Source organism: Streptomyces sp. SAI-135, from assembly GCF_029893805.1.
Taxonomy (GTDB): Bacteria; Actinomycetota; Actinomycetes; order Streptomycetales; family Streptomycetaceae; genus Streptomyces.
Window position 1 is genome coordinate 1,735,182 of record NZ_JARXYP010000002.1, and the last position, 20,280, is coordinate 1,755,461.

The window sequence follows — 20,280 nt, forward strand, 5'->3', positions numbered from 1 at the left end:
GCCCCCTGCCTCTTTGCGGCCGCCCGTGCGACACTTCTGACGTTCCGTCAGATCTCGTTCGGGGAGGGGCCATGCCGCGCACGCGCACACCTGTGGTCACCGGGTGGTTCGCCGGTGACGGAGACGACTTCACGCTCCTCGGGACCCGTTGCTCGGCCTGCGCCGCGGTGTTCTTCCCGCGCGAGGACGGCTGCTGCCGCAACCCCGGATGCGCCGGAGGCGATCTGGCGGAGATTCCCCTTTCGCGGCGCGGCCGGGTCTGGTCGTACACGGACAGCCGGTACCGGCCCCCGTCACCCTATGTGACCGATCCGGAACTTCCGTGGGAGCCGTACACGTTGATCGCTGTGGAGCTGGCCGCCGAGCGGATCGTGGTGCTGGGTCAGGCGGTTCCCGGGGTCACCGTCGCCGATCTGAGCGTGGGCGCGGAGGTGGAGCTGGTCCCCGGTGTGCTCCATGAGGACGGGGAGACGGTCTGGACGACGTGGCGGTGGCGGCCGACGGGGGTGACGGCGTGACGGGGGACGTGGCGGTGCTGGGCGCGGGCATGCACCCCTGGGGCAAGTGGGGGCGCGGCTTCGTCGAGTACGGCGTGGCCGCGGCTCGTGCGGCGCTGGCCGACGCGGGCCTCGGGTGGCGGGAAGTCGGTTCGATCGTCGGGGCGGACACCGTGCGGGGCGGCTATCCGGGCCATGTGGCGGGGGCGACCTTCGCCAAGGCGCTGGGCTGGCAGGGGGCCCGTGTCACGAGCGTGTACGCGGCGTGCGCGTCCGGCGCGCAGGCGGTGGCCGCGGCGCGGGCACAGATCCTCGCGGGGCTGGCCGAGGTGGTGCTCGTGGTGGGGGCCGACGCCGCTCCCAAGGGGTTCTTCCGGCCCGCGGGCGGAGACCGGCCCGACGACCCGGACTGGCTGCGGTTCCGGGTCCTGGGCGCGACCAACCCGACCTACTTCGGGCTGTACGCGCGCCGGCGGATGGCCGTGCACGGGGACACCCTGGAGGACTTCGCGCAGGTCAAGGTGAAGAACTCGGCCATGGGCGCGCTGAATCCGTACGCGCGCTACCGGAAGAGGGTCGGTGCCGAGGAGGTCGCGGCCTCCGCCGTGGTGGCCGATCCGCTGCGGCTGCTCGACATCTGCGCCACCTCGGACGGCGGGGCGGCGTTGGTGCTCTCCAGCGTGGAGTTCGCGCGTGGGCGGGGTGCGGCCGAGCCCGTACGGATCAGAGCGGTGTCGACGGTGACGCCGACGTATCCGAACACCGTGCTGGATCTGCCGGACATCGCGACGGACTCCGCGGCGGCCGTCGAGCCCGCCGCCGAGACGTTCCGGGCGTCCATCGCCCGCGCGGCCTACGAGGAGGCGGGGCTCGGGCCGGAGGATCTCTCCCTCGCCGAGGTCTACGACCTGTCCACCGCCCTGGAGTTGCAGTGGTACGAGGATCTCGGCCTGTGCGGGGAGGGCGAGGGCGCGAAGCTGCTGCGCGAGGGGGCGACGGCGCCGGGCGGGCGCATACCCGTCAACACGAGCGGTGGGCTGGCCTCCTTCGGCGAGGCGGTGCCCGCCCAGGCCATCGCCCAGGTGTGTGAGCTCACCTGGCAGCTGCGAGGTGAGGCGGGTGACCGGCAGATCGAGCACGCGCGCGTGGGGATCACCGCGAACCAGGGGCTGTTCGGGCACGGCTCGGCGGTGGTCGCCGTGCGATGAGAGAGGCGAAAGGGGTTTCCCGTACGCTGCGTGAGCGACCGGGAATCCTGCGTGAACGTCTCATGAACTGCGCTTGAGTGTGTGTCAGGAGCGCCATCATGCTCCCGTGCGCTCCTGGACGGACACTCTCCGCTTCGCCTTCCAACCTGTGGTCAATCTGGCCACCGGCGGAGTCGCGGCGCTGGAGATACTCGCCCGCCCGGAGACCGGCGACATCCTCGCGGAGGCCCGCCGCGACCCCGAACTCGACGGGCGGCTCGCCGTGCTGGCCGTGCGGGCCGCGGCACGCAGGGAGACCCTGCTGCCGCTGCACGTCAACGTGTTCGCGGGCACGCTCGCCGACCTCGGCGGGCTCACCCCGCTGCACCACGCGGTGCGTGAGGCGGGACGGCTGCCGTGGGAGGTCACGGTCGACGTGGGGCCGCCGTACACGCATGTGCCGCACCAGGCACTGCTGGAGGCGCTCGGCGAGCTGCGGGAACAGGGCTTCCGGATCAGCGCGGACGGGGTGGGGGACGGGGACGTACCGCTGAGACTCCTTGTCGACATGTCGCCCGACCTCATGAAGCTCGACGCGTCGCTGCTGGCCCGGCCCTCGGCGGTACGGGCGATGCGGACCCTGTGCGACGAGTCGGGGGCTCTGGTCTGCGTGGAGGGCGTGGAGACGGAACTGCAGTACGAGGCCGCCCTGTCGGCCGGTGCGCAGCTGGCCCAGGGCGCGCTGTTCGCGCCGCCGTCCCGGCTTCCCGCGGCGGAGGTGTACGTACCGCCCCGCTCCCCCGCCTATGCGCCTCCCCCGCGGTCAGGTCCTTCGGTACGGGAGTTCGTGCGCCCCGCCGCGCTGTTGCCGGCCACCGCCTCCGCCGGGCAGGTGCGGGCGCTGCTGACCGGGTCTCCCGACGTGTCGGGGGTGCTGCTCGTGGACCGCGAAGGGGTGCCGTTCCGCTCGGTGCACCGCTCGCGCTTCCTGCTGTCGATGTCGGGACGCTACGGACACGCCCTGTACGCCGACCGTCCCGCGGCCAAACTCGGCGACCCGCCGCGGACGGTGGGGATCGACGCCACCGCGTGGGAGGTCCTGGACGTGGTCGCCGTCGGCGGCCGGGACCGTACCTCGGACGATGTCGCCGTGGTCGACCGGTACGGCCGCTGCGTGGGAGTCGTTCGGCTGGCGGATCTCGTGCGGGCGCTGAGCGAGACCCGGGTGGAGGAGGCCGCCGGGCTCAACCCGCTGACGAGGCTGCCCGGTTCGGACGCGATCACGGCCGAGGTGGACCGGCGTATCGCGACCGGGCGGACATGGGCGCTGAGCTGGCTCGACATCGACCACTTCAAGCAGGTCAACGACGGGGCGGGGTTCGCGGCGGGCGACGAGCTCATCCGCGGGGTGGGGCGGGCGCTCCAGAACGCGGCGCCCGGCACCGCGCGCGTGGGGCACATCGGAGGCGACGACTTCCTGGTCCTGAGCGAACCGGAGGAACTGGCTCCGATGGCCGCCGCGGTGCTGGACGCGCCCTGGGCCGCGGGCGGGCGGCCCGTGACGCTGTCCCTGGCCACCGTGGTGTGCCCGCCCGGCAGTGCGGCGGACCACCGGGAGGCGGCCGCGTTTCTGGCGCCGCTGAAGAAGGCCGCCAAGGCCCTCGGCGGAGCGAGCTGGGTCGTGGGGCGGGCGGGACTGCCCGGGCACGAGATCCGGCGCGGGACGGGGGCACAGGCGGCTCCGGCGGGGTACGCGGTGGCGGAGCCGGGGAGGGGCTGACGCGCCGTCCGCCGGGGCGCCGTCCGGATCGGACAGCGTGCTGCCCGCCCTGCGCCTGCCGATCGACGCGGTCCGGGCGCCCGTCCCAACCGTTGCCGTCGGCGACCTTGACGCTCCCCGGGGCCCGGTGAACACTTCCGGTGTCGGTCGACATCGCCGTACATTCTCGGCGTTCCAGGCACCACGCCGCGCGGGCCCCCACGAGTCAAGGCCCATACCCCCACGGGCGATTCGGCTGCGACGGCACGCTCGTCGCGGACGCCGGGCGGGGCGCGGGATCCTCCCTGCCCTCGGCAGTTCGCCAAGGGAACCGCAACCCTGCACGGAGGTGGACCGGGGCGGATCGTCCCGGGCCAGGGCCTAGGAGCCGCCATGAGCAACGGAGACGTATTCCTCGGTGAGGTCATCGGTACGGCGATTCTGATTCTCTTCGGCGCCGGCGTGGTCGCCGCCGTCGTACTCAACTACTCCAAGGCGAAGGACGCCGGCTGGGTCGTCATCGCGTTCGGCTGGGGCTTCGGCGTGCTGGCCGGGGCGTACACCGCGGCGCCGCTGTCCGGCGGGCATCTCAATCCCGCCGTGACCGTCGGGATCGCCGTCGACACCGGGGACTGGGACCAGGTGCCGGTCTACATCGCCGGGCAGATGGTCGGCGCCGTGCTCGGGGCGGTCCTGTGCTGGCTGACCTACTACGCGCAGTTCCGGGCCAACGCCGAGGAGGAGCTCGCCCAGCCCACGCTCGGGATCTTCTCCACCGCGCCCGCGATCCGCCATCCCGTGGCGAACCTGGTCACGGAGATCATCGCGACCGTCGGCCTGGTCCTGCCGATCCTCGCCTTCGGACTCACCAAGGGGCTCGGCGAGTCCGGTACCGCGGTGCTCGTCGTCGCCTTCCTGGTGGTCGGCATCGGTCTGTCGCTCGGCGGGCCCACCGGATACGCCATCAACCCGGCCCGCGACCTGGGTCCGCGCATCGTCCACGCCCTGCTGCCGATCCCCAACAAGGGCACCTCGGACTGGGGTTACGCATGGATCCCGGTGGTGGGACCGCTGATCGGCGGGGCGCTGTCCGGGGTGATCTTCAACGCGGCCTTCTGACAGACGGGACTTCTCAGACACGGGCCTCTGAGACATCGGCCACCTGAGACACGGCCTTCTCGGACACGGGCCCTCCGCAGCACAGCCCTCGTGAAGCACAGCCCTCGTGAAACACAGCCTTGTGCAGGAACCGACGAAGGGGACGTCATGACGGACAAGTTCGTCGCCGCCATCGACCAGGGCACCACCTCCAGCCGCTGCATCATCTTCAACCAGGACGGCGCGATCGTGGCCGTCGACCAGCGTGAGCACCGCCAGATCTTCCCCAAGCCCGGCTGGGTGGAGCACGACGCCACCGAGATCTGGTCCAAGGTGCAGGCCGTGGTCGCCGGGGCGATCGCCAAGGCGGGGCTGCGGGCCGACCAGCTCAGCGCCCTGGGGATCACCAACCAGCGCGAGACGACGGTCCTGTGGGACCGCGCCACGGGCAAGCCCGTGCACAACGCGATCGTCTGGCAGGACACCCGCACCGCGGCCCTGACCAGCCGGCTCGGCGGCTCCGACGGGCAGGACCGTTTCCGCGAGCAGACCGGGCTGCCGCTGGCCACCTACTTCTCGGGGCCCAAGGCGGCCTGGCTGCTCGACAACGTGCCCGGACTGCGCGCGCGTGCCGAGAACGGCGAGATCGCCTTCGGCACCATCGACTCCTGGCTGATCTGGAACCTCACCGGCGGCACCGACGGCGGGCGGCACGTCACGGACGTGACCAACGCCGGACGGACCATGCTGATGAACCTGGAGACGCTCCAGTGGGACCAGTCCATCCTGTCCGCGATGAACGTGCCCGACGCCGTGCTGCCCGAGATCAGGTCGTCCGCCGAGGTCTACGGCACCGCGGTCGGCCAACTCGCGGGCGTGCCCGTGGCGTCAGCGCTGGGCGACCAGCAGGCCGCGGTGTTCGGGCAGGCCTGCTACGACGTGGGCACCGCCAAGAACACCTACGGCACGGGGTCCTTCCTGCTGCTGAACACGGGCAACCGACCGGTGCCCTCGAAGAACGGCCTGCTGACGACGATGGGCTACAAGATCGGCGACGAGGCGCCGGTCTACTGCCTGGAGGGGTCCATCGCCATCACGGGCGCCCTGGTCCAGTGGTTCCGCGACCAGCTCGGCATCATCCGTACCGCCGACGAGATCGAGCCTCTCGCGGCCAGTGTCGAGGACAACGGCGGTGCGTACATCGTGCCCGCGTTCTCCGGCCTGTTCGCGCCCTATTGGCGCTCCGACGCGCGGGGGGTCGTCACGGGCCTGACGCGCTACGTCACCAAGGCGCACCTCGCGCGGGCCGTACTGGAGGCGACGAGCTGGCAGACGCGGGAGGTCGTGGACGCCATGTACCAGGACTCCGGGGTGCGGATCACCACCCTCAAGGTGGACGGCGGCATGACCAGGAACAACCTGCTGATGCAGCACCAGGCGGACGTCCTCGACGTGCCGGTGGTCCGGCCGAAGGTCTCCGAGACCACGTGTCTGGGCGCCGCGTACGCGGCCGGACTGGCCACGGGTGTGTGGAACGGTCTCGACGAGCTGAAGTCCCACTGGCAGAAGGACGTCGAGTGGACGCCGGACATGGAGGCGTCCGTCCGGGACCGCCAGTACCACAACTGGCGCAAGGCCGTGGAGAAGAGCTTCGGCTGGGAGGAGGACGGCGAGAACTAGGCACGCACGCGTGGTGCCGTCGAGCTGCGGCCCGTACCCCTGTCGGCGGGGGTACGGGGCGCTCCCCCGGTCTCAGGTGGTGATGCTCTGCCGGCGGCGCGCGGAGTACGCCATCGCGTGCTGGACCACGCCCACGAGGACGTCCTTGACCGACTGCTTGTCGCGGGCGTCGCACAGCACGACCGGTACGTCGTCGTCGAGGTCGAGGGCCTGCCGTACGTCCTCCTCCGGGTAACGGACGGCCCCGTCGAAGCAGTTGACGCCGACGAGGAAGGGTATGGAGCGCCGCTCGAAGTAGTCGACGGCGGCGAAGCAGTCCTCCAGGCGACGCGTGTCGACGAGCACGACGGCTCCCAGGGCACCCTCGGAGAGCTCGTCCCACATGAACCAGAACCGTTCCTGTCCGGGTGTGCCGAACAGGTACAGCACCAGGTCCTCGCGCAGGGTGATGCGCCCGAAGTCCATGGCGACGGTGGTGGTGCGCTTGCCCTCGACGCCGCTCGTGTCGTCCACCGGGCGCCCTGCCTCGGTGAGCAGTTCCTCGGTGCGCAACGGCCTGATCTCGCTGACCGCGCCCACGAACGTGGTCTTGCCCACGCCGAAGCCGCCGGCCACCAGGATCTTGAGCGTGACGGGCTCGACCGGAGGCTTGCCGCGCTCAGAACGCCCGAAGATCATTGGTCTCTTCTCCTGCTTGCTGGGGGTGTGGGATCGGCCGCGGGCCATGGCCTGCGCCGCCGGGGCCGACGCTGCCGGGTCGCGGCGAACGGGTCGAGCCGTAGGGGCAGTCGACGCTCCAGGACTCCGGGGACGTCGCCGCGGATGCGGGCGGGAGGCGAGGGCGGCGGCTGGTGCGCACGGCGCAGCGGGCCGAGGCCGGTGCAGGCGCCCGCCTCGGCCGACCCGTGCATGCCGGCCTGTCGTCACGTCCGTCTCTCCGATCGCACTGCTCGCAACCGTGGCCACGGGCCGGTGGCCGGCCGTCCAGGGGTGGTCGTCGACGATCAGTCAGATCATATCGGCAGGATCTGCCGGCCCCGCCGCGGACCGGACGGGGCATCCGCGCCCCGGCGCCGACCGGTCACAGGGCCCGGAGACCGTTGATCACGTCACGCAGGATGCTCTCGTCCGGCAGCTCGGCGGGCGGCACCGGCCGGTTCACACGGACCCACTCCGAGGCGACGAGATCGCCCACGAGAACCCGTACGACCCCGATGGGCAGGTCGAGTTCGGAGGACAGCTCGGCCACCGACTGCGGCGTTTCCCGGCACAGGTCGACGATGTCCACGTGCTCGGGGGACAGCGAGTGGTCCCCCTCGGGGTCGTCCGTGTGGGGTTCGGCCACGACGACCGCGATCAGGTCGAGACGGTGCTGACCGGCACTTGTGGTGCGGCCTCGCGTCATGGCGTACGGACGGACCACCGGTCCGGCCTCGTCGTCGAACCAGTGGCTTCTTCCCTGACCGTCTGTGCTCATGCCATCTCACTACCCGCCCTGAGGCAGATCGGTGCGCGGCGCGGCACCGAGATGCACACCGACCCGCTTGACCAGGAGCGTCATCTCGTAGGCGACGAGACCCACGTCCGAGTCGGCGTCGGAGAGGACCGCGAGGCAGCTGCCGTCGCCCGCGGCCGTCACGAACAGGAAGGCGTCGTCCAGTTCCACCACGGTCTGCCGGACGTTGCCCGCCTCGAAGTGCCGGCCCACGCCCTTGGCCAGGCTGTGGAACCCGGACGCCACGGCGGCGAGGTGCTCGCTGTCCTCACGGGTCAGGTCCTGGGACACGCCGGTGGGGAGGCCGTCGCTGGAGAGCACCAGGGCCTTGCGGATGCTCGCGACGCGCTCCACCAGGTCGTCGAGGAGCCAGTTGAGCTCGCCGGACTTGTCGGTCGCCTTCGGTGCGGTCATCGACCGTCCCCCTTAGTCGTTCGTTGTGGTGCTGTGCCGCCGGACGGGTCGTCGCCCCCGGCGTTCTCCTCACGGCCGCGCTGCCAGCCCCGCTGGAGCGAGGCCATGCGGCTGCGTACCTCGTCGGCGTCCCGCTCGGCGGGCTCCGCCCGGTTCTTGGGCCGCTCCGGGGCCTGCTTGAGCTGGGGGGCCAGGTTGGCCTGGCGTACCCGGCGGGGCAGCGGGGCGGAGCCGGATGCGGCCTCCTGGGTCCCGCGGCCGGCCCCGAGGGGTGGCCTGCCCGAGCCGGATGCCCCGGAGGTCCCGCGGGTGGGCTCGTCCCGACCGGGCCGCAGGAGGCCGCTCGGGGCCGAGTCGGTCACACCGTCGCCGGCGGGAGCGGACGTACCCGGGCCCGGCCCGCCGACGGGACCGGTGGCCGAGTCGTCCGAGGTCGGGCCGCTCGACGCGATCTCGGCACGCCGGGTGCGCCGGGGCAGGGCAGGAGCTTCGGGGGCCCCGCCGAATTGCCGGCTCGGGTGTGCCGCGGACGCCGGTGTCCCGGTCGACTCGTCGAGCCGGTCGGCCACGTCCGTGCTCCTGCGCAGGGCCGCGGCACGGCGGCGGCTCGGCAGCGTCGGAGGCTCGGAGCGCGCGGAATCCGGTCCCGCGGCTGGGGTGGTCTGCGACCGGGACGCGACCGGGCCGATCGCCACCGGACGGTCCGGCTCCTCGCGACCCGTCCGCTCGTCGGTGACCGGGCGGCCGTGGGAGCTGACCAGCTTGGGCGTACGGCGGCGGGACAGGGAGACCGGGGCGCCCGGACCGTCGTCGCCGATGTCCGCACCGTCGGCTGCGGGGTCTTCGTCGTCGACCTGGGCCAGGGAGCGGCGCGGCCGGAACAGTCCGCCGCGCTCGCTGTCCTCGGAATCGAGCACGCCCGGGAGGTCGTTCAGGGTGTCCAGGTCGACCGGAGCCTCCAGTTCGACCGGGCCGTCCAGGATCGCGGGCGGCAGCTGGCCCGTGCCCCGGGTGAGCGAGACGCGCTGCGCCGCCTCCAGTTCGGCCTCCTTCGACGGCCGGGGGCGGTCGAGGCGGAAGCCGATGCCGTTGGTGTCGGGGACGTCGTCCGTCAGCAGCGCGTCGGGGATGAAGACGACCGCCGTCGTGCCGCCGTACGGCGAGGGTTGCAGCGAGACCCTGACGTTCTGCCGCTGGGCGAGCCGGCTGACCACGAACAGGCCCAGCCGGTCGGTGTCGGACAGCTCGAACTCCGGTGTCTCGGCGAGCCGGAGGTTGGCGTCCAGCAGCGCGTCGGCGGCCATGCCGAGCCCGCGGTCGTGGATCTCCAGGGTGAAGCCGTTGGCCACGCGTTCGCCCAGGACCTGGACGGCGGTGTGCGGCGGGGAGAACACCGTGGCGTTCTCCAGGAGTTCGGCCACCAGATGGGTGAGGTCGGCGACGGCCGGGCCGGTCACGGCCACCCTGGGCAGCCTGCGGACCTCGATGCGCTCGTAGTCCTCGACCTCGGCGACGGCGGCGCGGACGACGTCCATGAGCTGGACGGGTTTGCGCCACTGCCGGGAGGGGGCCGCGCCGGAGAGGATCACCAGGCCCTCGGCGTGCCGGCGCATACGGGTCGTGAGGTGGTCGAGGCGGAACAGGTCGGCGAGTTCGTCGGTGTCCTCGGTGCGCCGCTCCATGGTGTCGAGCAGGGTGAGCTGCTTGTGCAGCAGAACCTGGCTGCGACGGGCGAGGTTGACGAAGACCTCGGAGACCCCGGCGCGCAACTCGGCCTGTTTGACGGCGGCTTCGACGGCGGCGCGCTGGAGGGTGTTGAGGGCCTGGCCGACCTCGCCCATCTCGTTCTTGTCGTACTCCAGGCGCGGGACCTCGGTCTCGACGTCGACCTGTTCGCCCACCGACAGGCGGCGCATCACACTGGGCAGCCGGACGCCGGAGGCCTCGTGGGCCTCCAGACGCAGTTGCCTCAGGTCGCGGATCAGGCCGCGGCCGACGCGCACGGAGAGCACGAGCGAGAAGAGCAGGGCGATCAGACCGAGGACGCCGACGGCGGCCGCCTTGACGATGACGCCCATCGCGTCGGGCCGGACGCGGTCCTGGAGGCGGTCGCCCGCCTGGTCGTCCAGCTTGGCGAGTTCGTCGAGCACCGTGCCCGCGGCGGTGTCCCAGCTCTTGGCGCTGACGCCGGCGTCCGTGCCGGGCTCCGCGGTGGAGACGGACTGCTCGGCGGAGCGCAGCGGGGCGGTGCCGGCGTTCTTCCAGAAGCGCTCGTAGCGCTCGCGCTCCGAGGCCGGCAGCACGCCCAGGCTGACGTCGTACATCAGGGTCCGCTGGGCGACCAGGTCGGAGACGTCGCGGATCTCGTCGCGGGTGAGCTTGCCCACCACGAGGGCGGATCCGAGCAGGGCGTCCTCGCGGGAGAGCAGTTCGCGGGCCCGGGTGATGTTGACCAACGCCCGTGCCTGCTTGTCCAGTTCCACGCTGTCGATGCCGTCGAGGGTGGCGAGGAGGGCGTAGGCGGGGTCGACCAGGCGGTTGTACTGGTCGAGGGCCTGGATCCTGGAGAGGGTGCCGTCCTCGACGCTGCGGCGCAGCGAGTCGATGCCGTCGAAGGCGTCCAGGACGGCGGTGAGGCGCTCGTCGTCGTCCTGGTCGATGCCGTCGCGGACATCGGGATCGCGTGCGCCCCGGCGGAACTCGGCGATGGCGTCGTCCGAGGCGCTCCTCGTGCTGCGCAGCGCGGACAGGGCGTCCGAGGCACGTGGATCGGCCAGGTAGACCAGGGTCTGGCGGCGTTCCTGCTGGAGCACGCGCACGGTGTCCTCAATGGGATACCCGAGCTTCTCCGTGACGGTCGAGACCTGGAAGAGCTGGGCGACCTCACGTCCCGTCAGTACCGTGGCGAAGCCCCACACCGCGATCAGGGACACCAGCGGCACGAGAAGCAGCGCCACGATCTTCCGGCGGATCGACTTCCCGCGAAAGCGCATGGCCTCCCCCAGCTCGACCCCCGCCGGCCGGGGGTACACATGTACGTCAACAAACGGCGCGAGCCTACTACCGACGCACACGTAACTCGAAGCTGCGTCCGGAATCCGAACCTCCGCACAGCTGACGCGACATGGGGAGTTCTCCTCCCATTACGGGAGATTGCCTCCTGTCACCAGGTGGGTCGGGTCGGACCGGAACCGACCTACCAGGGCGGGGGGTTGGCTGGATTTTTTCGTTTCTTTGACGTCGCGGGGGAATCTTGAAGAGGTCTTGTTCGTCCTTCTCTTCGGGAAATGGCGGTGGATTCGGCCACAGGAGCCGCATCTGCAACTGGGCGGCGTAAAGCAGCGCAAGCCGGGCAGCCACCTTTGAAGCCCGGTCCACTGACACCGGGACCAGGGATCTGCCGGCGGTGGGGAGTGACACGGTGATGGGCACGGCGGAACGGCAGGAGGCGCCGGGAATCGGCGTGGAGACAGCGGGTCCGGCGGCGCCGCGGCGTCCAGAGGCGCGGATGCGCGGCATACCGGCTGGGCCGGACGTGCCGGGCGGGCGTGCCGCGGCCCGGGAGGAGCCGTACCGGCCATTGTGGGTCGAGGAACCCGCGCGCAGGCGCCGGCTGCCGGATCCGGTGCGGAACTCCGCGGTACGCGCGGTGCTCGTCATCGCGGTGACCCTGCTCCAGGCGATGGTGGCCTTCCTGTGCACCATGGCGGGTTCCTGGCTGGCGTTCCCGATGGTCCTCAGCAGCGTGGCGAGCACCGTGGTGGCCACCTGGGCCGCCCTGGACGTCTGGGTGACCCGCCAGGTGTGGAACCAGCGGCACGGCGTGGTGTCGACCCCGAGCAGCACGGCGCGTGCGCTGCGGCGTGAGCGCCGCAAGGCCCGGCGGCAGGCGCGGGCCACGGAACGGACCCAGGAGCGGATACGGCGTCAGGGCGGCACGGGGCGTCTGTCGCACTCGTGAGCCCGGCGGGGCCGCACCGCGGTCGCGGCCCCGCGGCGCTCAGGGAGTCACGGGCGCCGGACGCTTGAACATCCGCGTCGCCGTGATCTCGCTGTGTCCCGCCTCGTCCGCCTGCGGCTGCTGCGGAAGGCCCGGGCGGAGGTGTTCCTCCACGCTGATGTACTTCAGGCCGGCCCTCAGGTCCGCGTCATTGCGCAGCCGGATGACCAGGGGGAACTCGGCGAGGGCCGTCGTGTCGAACAAGCCGGTGGTGTACAGGAGCTGCACACCCAGCGCGTCGGACACGGCCCGCTGGAGCTCCAGCAGATACGTCGCGTTGGCCCGCCCGATCGGGTTGTCCAGGAACAGCGTGCCGGCGTGCCGGTGCTTGTTCCGCCCCCGGTCGTTGGACCGCAGGGCCGCCATCGTGCAGTACAGCGCGATGGCCGCCGTCAGCAGCTGACCACCGGAGAACACGTCGCCCATCTGCCCCACGGGCACCCGCTCGGCGCGCAGTACGGCGTCCGGCTTGAGGATCTCGACGGCCACGCCCTTCGGCTGGAGCGCCGCCGCGACTCCGCGCAGCAGCAGGGACATCCCGTCGCGCCGCAGGTCGGAGTTCTTCTTCACCGCGGCCCTGGTCGCCTCGTCGATGACCTCGCCGAGCCGCTCGGTGAGCGTCGCCTGGTCGGGTTCCTCGAAGCGGATCCGCAGGAACTCCTGCCCGGACCACTCGCCGAGCCCCTCGGGCAGCCGGGACAGCCGCTGGGCGGACCTGAGGGTGGCCAGCGCGGACTCCACGAGCCCCCGCAGCCGGTCCACGATCGAGTCCCGGTTCCGCTCCAGCTGCGCCAACTCGTCGGTCAGCACCCGCAGTCGGGGCGCGAAGGCGTCCGCCCACTTCTGCGCGTGCTCGGGCAGCGCGGACGCGGGCAGCTCCCGGATCTGCTGCCGTGCGGGGGTGCGGACCTGCTCGTAGCGCGTGGAGTTGGCGTGCCGGACCAGGACGTCACTGGCCTCGCGCACGGCGGCCTCGGCGGCGGAGAGGTCGGCGGCGCAGCCACGCAGCGACCGGCGGGCCTCGGCGGCGGCCCGCCGGGCCTCCTCGGGGCTGCCCGGGTACGGCTCCTGCTCGTCCTGCTCGTCCTCCATGGCGTGCTCGCGCAGCAGGTCGCGGAGCATCGCGGCGATCTCGTCGAAGCCGCCCGCCGCGTCCTCGGCGGCCCGGTGGGAACCGAGCAGCTCCGCGTGCGCCTCCCTGGCCTGCACCAACGCCTCGGTGCGGGAGGCGAGTTCGGCGGTGGCCGTGCGCAGCAGCGCCTGTGCGTGCTCGGCGTCGCGCGGCTCCAGCTCCGGCGACAGCTCGGTGTGCGCCTCGCCGTCCTCGGGTGCGTGCCGCTCCGCCTCGCCTCGCAGCCGGCCGAGCTGCTCGCTCGCGGTGGACATACGGGTCTCCAGGAGCTGCACCAACTCCTCGGCACGGGCTGCCGCGGCCTGCCGGGAGGGCCCGTCGGAGCCGTCCGGCGACTGGAGCAGCTGCTCCGCGCGGGTGCGGACCTTGTTGCTCAGCCGGTCCAGTTCGGCTAGGGCCGCGCTCTCGTCGCTCTCCGCCCTCGCCTGCTCGGCCCGCAGGTCGGCGCCGACGCCCACCTTCTCGTACAGCTGCGAGGCGGCACGGTAGGCCTCGCGCAGGGCGGGCAGGGACGCCTTGGAGGCTTCCGGGGCACTGTCCGGTACGTCGTCGGGGGCGCCGGCGATCTCGGCGCGCTCGGCGCGCAGCGCACGCGCGGTGCGGCGGGCGTCGTCGGCGGCCCGCTGGGCCCCGCGCCGGTCCTCGTCGGCGGCCCGGGCGCGGTCCAGGCAGGTCTGGGCACGGGCTTCCGACTCGGTGGCCTCGTCGGCCAGTTCGCGCAGCTTGGCCTGCCAGCCGGCCCGCTCGCGCAGCCGGTAGGCCAGTCCGGCCAGGGCGTCGGCGGCGCGCCGGGCCTTCTGGGCGGCCTCCTGTCGCTCGTCGCGCGTCTGGGCGGCCTCCGCGGCGGCCTCGTCGGCCTCCGCCCGCACCGTGCGCGCCTCGGCCAGCTCGGCCTCCGCCTCCTCGGCGAAGGCGCGCGTGTCCCGGGCGGCCTGCGCCAGTTCGACGAGCCGGCCGGCCGGACAGCCGGTGCGCCAGGAGGCGAGCCGGGCGGCCAGTTCACGGTCCTTGCCGAGGCGGGCCGCGAGCGACCTGATCTCCTCGTCCCGCTCACCGGCCCGCGCGCGCAGTGCCTGGCGCTCCTCGTCGGCGGCGTGTTCGTCGTGCATGGCCGGGTTCGGCGGTACGAGGAAGACGTCACCGCTGTCCGACTCGGGGGCCGGGGTGGGTGCGAGGAGGGCGGACGCCGTGCCCACGGCGACGGCGGACCGCGGGAGCAGGGCCGCGTCGTTCAGGGCCTCGCGGGCACGCGCGTGGGTGTCGGGGTCGGTGATGATGACACCGTCGACCAGTTCGGGCCGGGCCGCCAGCACGCGCGCGTGGTCGGTGGGATCGACCGCCTGGGCGAGATAGCGCCAGCCGGGCAGGGCGGGGATGCCGTTCTCCCCGAGGAACTCGACCGTGGCCAGTACGTCCGGCCCCGGGGGCAGGAGTCCGCCGTCACCGAGCGCGCCGAGGATCCGGGAGTCGTCGGCGGCGGCCGTGCGCAGTTCGAAGAGCTGGCGTTCGGCCGAGGAGACGGAGTCGTCGAGCAGCTCCCGCAGTTCGTCGGCGAAGCGGTCGAGGTCCTCGGGGGTGAGACCTGCGTCGGTGACGGCATCCTCGTGCCCGGCCGCGCCGCCCTTTCCGGTGTCCTCGGCGCCCGCGCGCTGCCCCGGTACTCCGGCGGGGACCCCGGAGTTCCCGGTCAGGCTGAGCAGCTCCGCGAGCCGCTCCTCCCCCGCCAGCCCCTCCGCCAGGCGCCGCTCGGCCTCGTAGGAGCGCGCTGCCGCCGTGGCCGCGTCCTCCGCGCGGGCGGCGGTGAGCTCGGCGCGGGATTCGGCGGCGGCCGCCTCGCGCGCGTGCTCGGCGGCCCGGTTCGACGCCTCGCGGGCGGCGTCCCAGGCGGCGACCGCGGTCTTCTCGGCGTCGCTCGCGGCGAGGGCCGCGCGGGCCGGGTCGGCGTCGGGCGCGCTGTCGTCGAGCCAGCCCGCGCGGACCGCCTCGGCGGTCTCCTGCTCGACCTCGCTCAGCCGCTGGCGCAGATGCCCGATCTCACTGCGGGCGCGCTGTGCCTCGGTGGCGGCCGCGGTGGAGTCCCGGTACGCGGACTCGCCGACCTCCTGGAGGGCCGCGGACCGCTCCTCCTCTTCGTTGGCGAGCGTCTCGGCGCTTTCGGCGGCCGCGTGCAGGGCGCGGACGAGATCGACGGCGGCCTTGGCGCGGGCGGCGAGCGCGGGGGCCGCGTCCCGCTCGGCCTCCTGGATGGCGGCGGCCACGCGCGCGACCCGGTCCGCGGCGGCCCGGTGCCGCAGTACGGCCTCGGCGGCCTGCCAGGCGGAGTGCAGCGTGCGTGCCTCGGCCAGCTCACGCTTCTGGGCCGCGGCCGCCTTCTCGGCGGCGGCGAGCGCCAGGGAGGCGTGCCGGTAGGCGAGTTCGGCGGCGATCAGCGCACTGCGCTCCCGGCCCGCCTCGGCGTGGGTGACGGCGTACGCGGCGGCGGTGACCCGCTGGGCCAGGTCCGCCGCCCGCACCCGCTCCTGGACACCGCGGGCGGACAGCCGGCGGGCCAGCGTCCGGGTACGTCGCTCGGCGCCCGCGTGGATGTCACGCGCGCGTGAGCGCGACTCGGCGGCCTCGACGATCCGGCCCAGCAGGTCCACGGACCCGGCGGTGAAGTCCCGTTCGGCGATGAGTTCGGCGCGTCGGCCGAGCTTGTTGCCAAACCCGCTGACCAGGTCGGCGAGCCCGTCGGTGTCACGGGTGTCGGTCACGGCACGCAGCAGAAGGTCGGTGAAGTCGGAGTCCTTCTTCACGGCGAACAGCCCGGCGGCTTCGCCCTCGTCGGCGTTCATCTCGCGCTGGTAGCGGAAGAGTTCGGGGTCCAGACCGAGGTCGCCGAGGTGCTCGATCCAGCGGTCGTGGATCTCCTCCCAGTGCACCTCCAGGTGCGGGTACGCCTTGCCGGCCTCGGTGAGGGCGTCCCGGAAGCCCTTCATGGTGCGGCGGCGGCCCTGCGCGGCCGACTGGCCCTCGGCGGGCGGCCGTACGGCGGTGGACTCGGCGACGGGCAGGTTGTCGAGGCTGAGTCCCGGACCGGGCCGGAAGGAGTACCAGGCCTCGGCGAACTTCCGCGGGTCGTTGGAGACCTGGCGCCCCCGCCACTCGCTGACCTTGCCGACGACGACGCACTCCCCGGTCAGGGTGTGCTGCCACTCCAGGGCCACGTGCCCGCAGTCGTCCGCCAGCAGGAACTTGCGCAGCACACCGGAACTGGCGCCGCCCAGGGTGTTGCGGTGGCCGGGCAGCATCACCGAGAAGATCAGCTTGAGCAGCACCGACTTGCCGCCGCCGTTCTCCAGGAAGAGCACGCCGGCGGGCGCGGGGCGGCGCGGCGGGCCGACGGGCTCCTCCTCGAAGAACTCCGCCTGGGTGGGCGCGGGGTCGGGCACTTCCGCGCCGACGCCGCGCAGGTCAAGCACGGTGTCGGCGTAGCGCGCACCGGCGGGGCCGATGGAGTAGAGGCGGACCCGGGACAGCTCGTACATGGCGGACTCTCGTAAGTCTTCGGCAGGTGGGGGGAGTTCAGGAGTGGAACGGCAGCCCGGCGTCGGCCGCCAGCTCCAGGTCGTCGCCGTCCTCGGGGGGCAGCAGGGTCGGTGTGCCGTCGGTGACCGGGACGATCCCCAGCTCCAGGAGTTCGGCCATGGCGGCGCTTCCGGCCATGTCCCGCACCTGGAGCTGGTAACGAGCCGTGGTCCGGTAGGTGCCGCCGTTGTCGTCCCCGGTGCGCTGGAGGAAGCCGGAGTCGGTGAGGAAGGCGGCGGCCTTGCCGACGATGCCGGTCGTGGACCCGGCGAGCCGGCGCGCGTCCTTGGTCGCGCCGGCCGCGCTGCGTCTGGCCCAGATCCGCCAGGCCGCCTCGAGCCCCGGCGCGTCCGTGGCCGGGTCGGTGTTCTCCCCGACCTCCTCGGCCCGCTCCTCCAGGCGGCGGCAGGCCTGTCGTACGAAGGCGTCGACGCCGTTGACCGAGACGCGCCCGATGTATCCGTCGTCGGCGAGGTCCTCGGGCCGCGGGAACGCCATGGCGGCCACGGCGAGATGGGCGAGGCCGTGCAGGAACCGGTCACCGCCGTCGGCGGACGTACGACGCGCGTAGTCCCCCATCCGCACCGCGAACACGGAGTCCTCGGCGGCGGTCACGGCCATTCCCGCGCGCGGGGACACCTCCAGTACGACCAGCCCGAGTCCGGCGGCGACGGCGTCGGCGAGCCGCGCGAACGGCGGGTCCTCCCGGTAGCGCCGCAGCAGCTCGGCGTACTCCTGGTCCCGCGCGGGCTGCAGTTTGGGCTGGAGCCCGAAGGCGACGAGCCGAGCGGCGTCGGCGGCGTCGGCGGGGGTGACGGCGGCGGGCGCCGACGGGGTCGGGACCTCCGGGTCGCTCCACTCGACATGCTCACTCACGGCTGGAGCTCCTTGTCACGCTTGTGCTCACTCATGCTGCTTGCGGAGGGACTGACCTCACTCATGCCGCCTCCCGACGGGCTGATCTCATGCCGCCTCCGTCCGGTCCGCCGCCATCCCCGCGGCGTCCAGCAGGGCCGTGCCGACGATGAGGTCGGCGCCACCGAAGTCCGGGTCGTCCAGCTCCGTCCCGTCGTCCACCGCGAAGAGCAGCTTCTCCTCGCCCTGGCGGTAGGCCGTGCCGACGGCGGGGCTGGCCGCGTGGATCGCCAACAGGGCGACCAGGTAGGCGAGATCGAACCCGCCGGTCCTGCGGGCCTCCGCGAGCAGTCCGGACAGCCGCCGCGGCGCGTCCGCGGGCAGATCCAGCAACTCCTTCGCGGCCGCCAGCTGTTCCTCGCTGAAGCGGCTGTCGTCGGGCGTGGCGATCAGGTCGGGCTCCGGCATCTCCGCGCCCAGGTGCTCCCGCTCCATGGGCGGCGTCAGCAGTATGTCGACGAGATCACCCACCCGCACGGACACCGGCGTCCGCAGCCCGGTCCCGCGCGCGAAGAACGCGTCGGTGACCCGCGTGGCCTGCTCCAGCGGCAGCGGCAGCAGCGGCGCGAACAGGTGGCCGTACAGATCCGTCCCCGACGTCGTCATGGGGGTGGCGAAGGCCTGCCGGTCCTGCTCGGCGCGGAACAGCGGGCCCGCCTCCAGGAGCCGGGACTGGAGCTGGGTGTGGCGCCGGATGCAGTCCTTGACGATGTCGACGAGCTCGGCGGCGCGGCGCTTCTGCTCGGGGTCCTCGGACTCGTCCCGCGCCTTGCGGATGTTGGTCAGGATCGCGTTCTCGTGGCGGTACCGGTCGGCGACGTGGTCGAGGGCCTCGGCGATCATGTCCGGCACCGAGTTGAGCCAGTCGACGGCCCGGACGTTGCGCCGGGTGGCGTCCAGCGCCCTGCGCAGGGTCTCCGAGTACTGCACGGTCCGGTACCGGGCCTGCTCCGCGGCGAGCTGGGCGTCGGCGAGGCGGCCGCGGCTGATCAGCACCTCCAGCTTGACCTCGGCGGCGATCTGGGCGCTGGTGACGTCGGTGTCGAGGGCGCCGACGAGGACGTTGACCGCCTCGTCCGTGGTCCGGAGGTACACCGAGCCGCCGGGACCCGGCACCTCCTCGATCAGCTTGAAGTCGTAGTCGCGCCGGACATAGGTCCCGTCCGGTGCGAACGTGCCGTAGACCGCGCGGAATCCCCGGTCGACGCTGCCGACGTTGATCAGGTTCTCCAGGACCCAGCGGGCCACGCGCTCGTGCTCGGCGACGGGCCGCTGCGGGGCCTGGGCGGCGATGCGCGGGATGAGGCGGGCGACGATCTGGTCGTGGTCGGCGCCGGTGTCGAAGTCCATGTTCAGGGTGACCAGGTCGATGGCGGCCAGGGCCACCTCCGCCATGCCGTACACCGAGTACTCGCCCGCGAGGTTGGCCTTGCGGGCGTCGAGGTCGTGCAGCGGGGCGGTGCAGGCGAGCGCGCGCAGCCGACGCGCCAGTCCCTCGTCGGCAGCCGGGCCCGGTGCGGGGCGCGGCCCCGCGCTGAACTGGGGCGGAGCGCTGTCCGTCGTCGCAGGCGAAGTCACGGTGCACAGACTAGGTGCTAGGTCTGACAACTCCCCAAACGGCGCGGATCGCCTCCGGCGGTCGGACGGGCGACCACCTGTTGCCGGTCGCCTGCGGGCCGGTGGGGGCTGGTCGCGCAGTTCCCCGCCCCCCTGACTAGGAGTCCTCGCCCACCCTTCGCCTGTACACCTCGACCACTCGCTCCAGAGAGTCCGAGAGGTACACGGCGAGCAGCCGTTCCGCCTCTTCCCTGTCGCCGGCCTGGAGCGCGCCGAGGATCTGCTGGTTGCGGGCCAGGTAGGGCTCGTGCAGGGCCTTGGGGTCGTCCACCACGTGGAAGGCGAGGCGGAGTTCGGCGAAGACGCTGCGCATCAGTTCGTCGGTGCGGTCGCTGCCCGCCAGGGCGACGAGTTCGCGGTGGAAGTGGATGTTGGCCGTGCCCAGCGCTTTCCAGTCGCCTTCGCGCACCGCCCGCTGCCCCTCCTCGACCGCCTCGGCGAGCGCGTCGAGGACGTAGGGCGGTTCGCCCAGCCCGCGGACGACCGCGCACTCCACGAGCGCGCGGGTGCGGTAGATGTCCTCCACGTCCTCGACCGCCAGGACCCGCACGAACACACCGCGGTTGAGCTCGTGGACGAGCAGCCGCTCATGGGTGAGCAGCCGGAACGCCTCCCGCAGGGTGTTGCGGGAGACCCCCAGGGCGCCGCCGATGCTGTCCTCCGACAGCCGTGTCCCCGGCGGGAAGTAACCCTCGGCGATGCGGCTCCTGAGGATGTCCGAGACCCGCTCGGCCGTGCTGGTGCGGCCCAGAAGGGCACGGTCGTCGGCCAGTCCGCTCAGCTGCTCTGCCATGCCCGGAATTCAACCGCAGAGAGGAGAACGAAACAACAGGGGTATTGAAGGATCGTTGAACGATCCTCTACGTTGCTGGAACACCGCATGGCTCAGCTCCGCACCCTCCGTCCTCCCCCTTCGAGG

Annotated in this window: 14 protein-coding genes; 6 read left to right on the forward strand and 8 right to left on the reverse strand. The window is 72.8% G+C overall.

The genetic code is table 11. From position 1 onward, the window contains the following. Positions 1-92: 92 nt before the first annotated feature. From M2163_RS12255 to glpK, 5 genes are all read left to right on the forward strand, one after another. Positions 93-518, forward strand: a complete 426-nt coding sequence (locus M2163_RS12255) for a zinc ribbon domain-containing protein (RefSeq protein WP_280897249.1) — start codon at positions 93-95, stop codon at positions 516-518. Beyond that, positions 515-1,705 carry a lipid-transfer protein gene (locus M2163_RS12260; protein WP_280893970.1) on the forward strand — a complete coding sequence of 397 codons (1,191 nt, stop codon included), beginning with the start codon at positions 515-517 and terminating at the stop codon, positions 1,703-1,705. Before M2163_RS12255 ends, M2163_RS12260 begins: the two co-directional genes overlap by 4 nt. Positions 1,706-1,811: 106 nt before the next feature. Continuing rightward, positions 1,812-3,464 carry a GGDEF domain-containing protein gene (locus M2163_RS12265; protein WP_280893971.1) on the forward strand — a complete coding sequence of 551 codons (1,653 nt, stop codon included), beginning with the start codon at positions 1,812-1,814 and terminating at the stop codon, positions 3,462-3,464. A 372-nt stretch (positions 3,465-3,836) separates the two neighbouring features. After that, a complete protein-coding gene (locus M2163_RS12270; RefSeq protein ID WP_280893972.1) occupies positions 3,837-4,562 on the forward strand; it encodes an MIP/aquaporin family protein in 726 nt (241 codons plus the stop codon). Between the two features lie 147 nt (positions 4,563-4,709). Continuing rightward, positions 4,710-6,221 carry a glycerol kinase GlpK gene (glpK, locus tag M2163_RS12275; RefSeq protein ID WP_280852741.1) on the forward strand — a complete coding sequence of 504 codons (1,512 nt, stop codon included), beginning with the start codon at positions 4,710-4,712 and terminating at the stop codon, positions 6,219-6,221. A gap of 72 nt (positions 6,222-6,293) precedes the next feature. Here the strand turns inward: glpK and M2163_RS12280 are convergent, their stop codons facing one another. From M2163_RS12280 to M2163_RS12295, 4 genes are all read right to left on the reverse strand, one after another. Then, a complete protein-coding gene (locus M2163_RS12280; RefSeq protein ID WP_280852740.1) occupies positions 6,294-6,899 on the reverse strand; it encodes an ATP/GTP-binding protein in 606 nt (201 codons plus the stop codon). A 403-nt stretch (positions 6,900-7,302) separates the two neighbouring features. Continuing rightward, complete coding sequence (locus M2163_RS12285) at positions 7,303-7,698, reverse strand: DUF742 domain-containing protein (protein WP_280893973.1); 396 nt, start codon at positions 7,696-7,698, stop codon at positions 7,303-7,305. Between the two features lie 9 nt (positions 7,699-7,707). Next, positions 7,708-8,130, reverse strand: coding sequence for a roadblock/LC7 domain-containing protein (locus tag M2163_RS12290; RefSeq protein ID WP_123759431.1), 423 nt, complete (start codon positions 8,128-8,130; stop codon positions 7,708-7,710). Further along, positions 8,127-11,123: a nitrate- and nitrite sensing domain-containing protein gene (locus M2163_RS12295; protein ID WP_280893974.1), complete on the reverse strand. Its 2,997-nt coding sequence runs from the start codon at positions 11,121-11,123 to the stop codon at positions 8,127-8,129. The genes M2163_RS12290 and M2163_RS12295 overlap by 4 nt, the downstream gene beginning before the upstream one ends. A 431-nt stretch (positions 11,124-11,554) precedes the next feature. Between M2163_RS12295 and M2163_RS12300 the strand changes: the two genes are divergently transcribed. Beyond that, the gene (locus M2163_RS12300) at positions 11,555-12,091 is read left to right on the forward strand and encodes a hypothetical protein (protein ID WP_280854255.1); all 537 of its coding nucleotides are present in this window, start codon (positions 11,555-11,557) and stop codon (positions 12,089-12,091) included. 39 nt (positions 12,092-12,130) lie between these two features. Here M2163_RS12300 and M2163_RS12305 read toward each other — a convergent pair whose 3' ends face one another. The 4 genes from M2163_RS12305 to M2163_RS12320 all read right to left on the reverse strand — a co-directional run bounded on the left by M2163_RS12305 (position 12,131) and on the right by M2163_RS12320 (position 20,154). Further along, positions 12,131-16,789, reverse strand: coding sequence for a hypothetical protein (locus tag M2163_RS12305; RefSeq protein ID WP_280893975.1), 4,659 nt, complete (start codon positions 16,787-16,789; stop codon positions 12,131-12,133). Positions 16,790-16,826: 37 nt separating this feature from the next. Continuing rightward, positions 16,827-17,705, reverse strand: a complete 879-nt coding sequence (locus M2163_RS12310) for a hypothetical protein (protein ID WP_280852737.1) — start codon at positions 17,703-17,705, stop codon at positions 16,827-16,829. Between the two features lie 87 nt (positions 17,706-17,792). Then, positions 17,793-19,322 (reverse strand): hypothetical protein, encoded by a 1,530-nt coding sequence (locus M2163_RS12315; RefSeq protein ID WP_280852736.1) that lies wholly within the window; start codon positions 19,320-19,322, stop codon positions 17,793-17,795. 136 nt (positions 19,323-19,458) lie between these two features. Further along, positions 19,459-20,154, reverse strand: a complete 696-nt coding sequence (locus M2163_RS12320; protein ID WP_280852735.1) for a GntR family transcriptional regulator — start codon at positions 20,152-20,154, stop codon at positions 19,459-19,461. Positions 20,155-20,280: the final 126 nt, after the last annotated feature.

What these genes read in the sequence shown, in the direction of transcription:
- M2163_RS12270 (WP_280893972.1), top strand. Translation starts at nt 3,837, where the DNA reads ATGAGCAACGGAGACGTATTCCTCGGTGAGGTCATCGGTACGGCGATT.
- glpK (WP_280852741.1), top strand. Translation starts at nt 4,710, where the DNA reads ATGACGGACAAGTTCGTCGCCGCCATCGACCAGGGCACCACCTCCAGC.
- M2163_RS12280 (WP_280852740.1), bottom strand. Translation starts at nt 6,899, where the DNA reads ATGATCTTCGGGCGTTCTGAGCGCGGCAAGCCTCCGGTCGAGCCCGTC.
- M2163_RS12285 (WP_280893973.1), bottom strand. Translation starts at nt 7,698, where the DNA reads ATGAGCACAGACGGTCAGGGAAGAAGCCACTGGTTCGACGACGAGGCC.
- M2163_RS12290 (WP_123759431.1), bottom strand. Translation starts at nt 8,130, where the DNA reads ATGACCGCACCGAAGGCGACCGACAAGTCCGGCGAGCTCAACTGGCTC.
- M2163_RS12295 (WP_280893974.1), bottom strand. Translation starts at nt 11,123, where the DNA reads ATGCGCTTTCGCGGGAAGTCGATCCGCCGGAAGATCGTGGCGCTGCTT.
- M2163_RS12300 (WP_280854255.1), top strand. Translation starts at nt 11,555, where the DNA reads ATGGGCACGGCGGAACGGCAGGAGGCGCCGGGAATCGGCGTGGAGACA.
- M2163_RS12305 (WP_280893975.1), bottom strand. Translation starts at nt 16,789, where the DNA reads ATGTACGAGCTGTCCCGGGTCCGCCTCTACTCCATCGGCCCCGCCGGT.
- M2163_RS12320 (WP_280852735.1), bottom strand. Translation starts at nt 20,154, where the DNA reads ATGGCAGAGCAGCTGAGCGGACTGGCCGACGACCGTGCCCTTCTGGGC.